3 protein-coding genes, 1 tRNA gene and 1 pseudogene are annotated in these 3,455 nt (G+C 75.0%); 1 reads left to right on the top strand and 4 read right to left on the bottom strand.

Annotated features, from left to right (window positions below):
* Positions 1 to 7 precede the first annotated feature (7 nt).
* Genes Q7T67_RS01135 through Q7T67_RS01145 form a run of 3 tightly spaced genes read right to left on the bottom strand, consistent with a single transcriptional unit; the run spans position 8 to position 2,631 of the window.
* Positions 8 to 1,369 carry a hypothetical protein gene (locus tag Q7T67_RS01135; RefSeq protein ID WP_304785487.1) on the bottom strand — a complete coding sequence of 454 codons (1,362 nt, stop codon included), beginning with the start codon at positions 1,367 to 1,369 and terminating at the stop codon, positions 8 to 10.
* Positions 1,370 to 1,372: 3 nt separating this feature from the next.
* Positions 1,373 to 2,326 (bottom strand): oxidoreductase, encoded by a 954-nt coding sequence (locus Q7T67_RS01140; RefSeq protein ID WP_304785488.1) that lies wholly within the window; start codon positions 2,324 to 2,326, stop codon positions 1,373 to 1,375.
* Positions 2,327 to 2,361: 35 nt separating this feature from the next.
* Positions 2,362 to 2,631, bottom strand: a complete 270-nt coding sequence (locus tag Q7T67_RS01145; RefSeq protein ID WP_304785489.1) for a GlsB/YeaQ/YmgE family stress response membrane protein — start codon at positions 2,629 to 2,631, stop codon at positions 2,362 to 2,364.
* A gap of 65 nt (positions 2,632 to 2,696) precedes the next feature.
* Between Q7T67_RS01145 and Q7T67_RS01150 the strand changes: the two genes are divergently transcribed.
* Positions 2,697 to 2,769 (top strand) — tRNA-Thr (locus tag Q7T67_RS01150).
* A gap of 190 nt (positions 2,770 to 2,959) precedes the next feature.
* Here Q7T67_RS01150 and Q7T67_RS01155 read toward each other — a convergent pair.
* Positions 2,960 to 3,455, bottom strand: a pseudogene (locus tag Q7T67_RS01155) (hypothetical protein); the annotation flags it as partial.

Consider the following 3,455-nt stretch of genomic DNA (forward strand, 5'->3'; position numbering starts at 1 on the left):
GCGCCGCTCAGGCCGCCGGCGCCTCCCGGACCAGCCGGATCGCCAGCTCCGGGGTCGGGGCGTAGGCGAAGGTCGCCCGCGCGCCGTCCACCCCGACCGCCGCGGCGCCGTCGCCGACGCGCCAGACGGCGGTGCCGGCCCTCGTGGCGTCGCGGTGCTGCTCGAGCACCCGGCCGAACTGCGTGGCGAAGGCCTTCGCGTCGGGGGCCGCCGCGAAGGCCACGCCGCCGACGACGGCGTCGCGGCTCTGGCACGGGTCCTCGCAGCCACGGGCCGCCGCCCCGCCGCGGCGGTAGAAGCGGTACTCGCCGCCGGTCCACGCGCGGGCCACCAGGGCCGCGGAGCCGGCCTCGGACTCGACCGGCGCGAGGATCGCCAGGACGTCCGACGCCCCGATCGAGTCCCCGTCGATCCGCGTCCAACCGTCGCCGAGGATCGGCCCCGGCCGCAGCGGCGTCGGGACGACGGGCTGCCTGCGGACCCAGCGCGTCGGGTCGAGGATCTCGACCGTCGTGCGCGGCCGGCCGCTGCCCAGCGCGCGCGCCAGCAGCGCCTGGCCGTCCGCGCCGGAGGACCGCAGCGCGTCGACGAAGGTCTGCCCTATCGCGTAGGGGAAGCCGAGCTGCAGCTGCAGGCCGAACGGCAGGTCGCGCAGGAGCTCGCGCTGCTCGGCGTCGCCGCCGGGTGCGGGCTGCGGGATCCGGTAGCGCTGTCGGTAGCGCTCCTCCACCTCGCTGGCGTTGCCCTCGACGACCGAGCGGTAGGCGAGCTCGGCGTCCCCGTCCTCGCGCAGCCGCTGCACCCGGTCGAACACGTCGAAGTGCTCGTCGTCGATCGCGTGGGTCAACTCGTGGGCGACGGTCGTCTCGACGCCGACGGGCAGGTCGGGCCCCTTCGAGATGATCGTCATCTCGTTCTTCGCGCCGTCGTAGTAGCCGAGGGTCCCCTGCGAGGTGATCCGCCCCGCGAGGTCGTCCAGGTCGACGTCCGGCGGCAGCAGCCCCAGGAGCGTCACGAGCGACAGGTTGACGGCCTCCTCGCGCGCGGTGACGGCACCGCCGGCCTCGCGGTCCTCGGCCGCCTGCACCTGACGCCGCGCCTGCTCGGGCGTGAGCACGACGAACCTCGGCGGCCGGCGGAGCCTCAGCCCGCGGAGCGCCTCGACCCGGGCGAGCACCCGCTCGGGCTGCAGCTCGCGGACCGTCCGCGCCGACCGGGCGGGCGGGAGCGCCGCCGTCGTGGTCGCCGGCGTCGAGGCGGTCGGCCCCCGCGACTCCCCGCCGTCGCCCAGGCTCGCGAGCGCCGCGACGCCCGCGAGGAACAGCAGGACGAGGGCGAGGACCCCCGCCCGGCGCAGGAGGCGACGCACCGATCAGGCTGCGACGGGGACCGGGGCCAGCCCGAAGCGGACGCCCGTCAGCTCCTCGGAGACGTCGAACAGGCGGCTCGCGACGGCCATGTCGCGCCCGCGGGCGTTGGACTGCACGACCCCGATCGGGCCGCGCGTCTGCCCGAGGCGCGTCGGTCCGACGAACGAGCCGCCGGGGACCTCGGGGTGCGTGGCGGCGTAGAGCGTCGGCTGCGCGCCGTAGGAGTCCTTCGTCGCGATCAGCGCGTTGCCGACGCGGCCGCCCCACGCGTTGAGCGTGCCGAGCACGCCGCCGCTCATGCCGGGACCCGACGTCTGCAGGTGCGTCGACGAGTACCCCGGGTGCGCGGCGAGGCTGCGCAGCGGGACGCCGGCCGCGTCGACGCGGGCCTGCAGCTCGCGGGCGAACAGCAGGTTGGCCAGCTTGGAGCGGCCGTAGGCGCGCCACGGCCCGTAGCTGTGCTGCCAGTTCAGGTCGTCGAAGTCGATCGCGCCGAGCTTGTGCACGACGGACGAGATCGTCACGACCCGCGGCGCATCGGCGGCCTTCAGCCGGTCGAGCAGCAGCCCGGTCAGCGCGAAGTGGCCGAGGTGGTTGGTCCCGAACTGCAGCTCGAACCCGTCGGCGGTCACCCGCGGCGGCGTGGCCATGATGCCCGCGTTGTTGACGAGGAGGTCCAGCGGCCGCCCCTCGGCGTCCTCGCGCTCGGCGAACGCCCGGACCGAGGACTGGTCGGCCAGGTCGAGCGTCTCGACCTGCAGCGACGCACCGGGGACCTCGCGCTCGATCCGGCGGACGGCGTCGGCGCCCTTGCCGGTGTTGCGCACGGCCAGGGTCACGTGGGCCCCACGGCGCGCGAGCTCGAGCGCCGTCTGCAGGCCGAGCCCCCCGTTCGCGCCGGTCACGATCGCGCGGCGACCGTCCAGCTTGGGGATGTCCGAGGTGCTCCAGGCCATGGCGAGAGCCTAGTCCGCGGCCACCGGCGCGGGGCCTACCGCCGACGCCGTCCGCGTCCGCCGACCGCCTGCAGCACCAGGAGCAGAAGGACGGATCCGAGGATCGCCAGACCCCAGGTGCCGGCGTCGTAGAACGTGCCGAGCTCGCCGACGTCGGCGGCCGAGGCGATCGCCCCGCCGATCAGCGCGCCGAGGATGCCCACCGCCGTCGTGGTCAGGCAGCCCAGGTCGGTCCGGCCGGGGACGATGGCCCGGGCGAGCGTTCCCGCGAGCAGTCCGAGGACGATCCAGGCGATGATTCCCATGAGGCAACGCTATCGCGGCGGTCCCGGTACTCTTCCGCTTCGCGTCTGCCTCGCGCAGCGCGCGGGCCTCCCTAGCTCAGCTGGTAGAGCACTTCACTCGTAATGAAGGGGTCAGCGGTTCGAGTCCGCTGGGAGGCTCTGCACGGAACCCTCGCCACGGCGGGGGTTTCGTCGTTCCGGGGGCGGACGCCCGGGTCGTCGACCGCGACGAGGCCGCCGTCGCGTGCCGAGCCCCGAGCAGGGGCCCGGGAACGACGAGGGGCCCGCGTCTCCGCGGGCCCCTCGGTCCTCTCGGGGACGCCGGACGGCGTCCCCGGGTCGTCCCGTCCTACAGCGGCGAGAGCGTGTTGACGCCCGGCAGGGTCGGGGTGCGCGCCGCGACGTCGGCGTACTTGTACGCCGTGCCCGGCTTGCTGCCCGGCTTGCCGAAGCCGAAGCCGGCGGACTCGAGCACGCCGACGGCGTCGGAGATCACGTAGAAGCCCGGCGAGCCGGTGGTGGCGAGGCCCGGAGTCTGCTCGCGCTGCGCGAACTTCGAGTAGGCGCGGTCGTTGCCGAGCACGCCGAGGGACTGCAGGGCCAGCGCGCGGTGCACGGCCTCGACGCCCATGATCTCGGACGCGTAGCGGGCAAGGCGGGAGCCGGCGAGGGTGCCCTGGCGCGCGAAGACCGTCACGCCGATGAGGTAGGCGTTGATGAAGACCTGGTCGCCGACGACGAGCGTCTTGAGCAGGTTCTCCGGGGAGGCGAAGACCTCGTCGGGCACGTAGATCGTGTCGGTGACGGCCTTGCCGCCGACGGCGGCCGAGGTCAGGACCTCGTAG

This window comes from Patulibacter sp., assembly GCF_030655195.1.
Taxonomy (GTDB): Bacteria; Actinomycetota; Thermoleophilia; order Solirubrobacterales; family Solirubrobacteraceae; genus Patulibacter.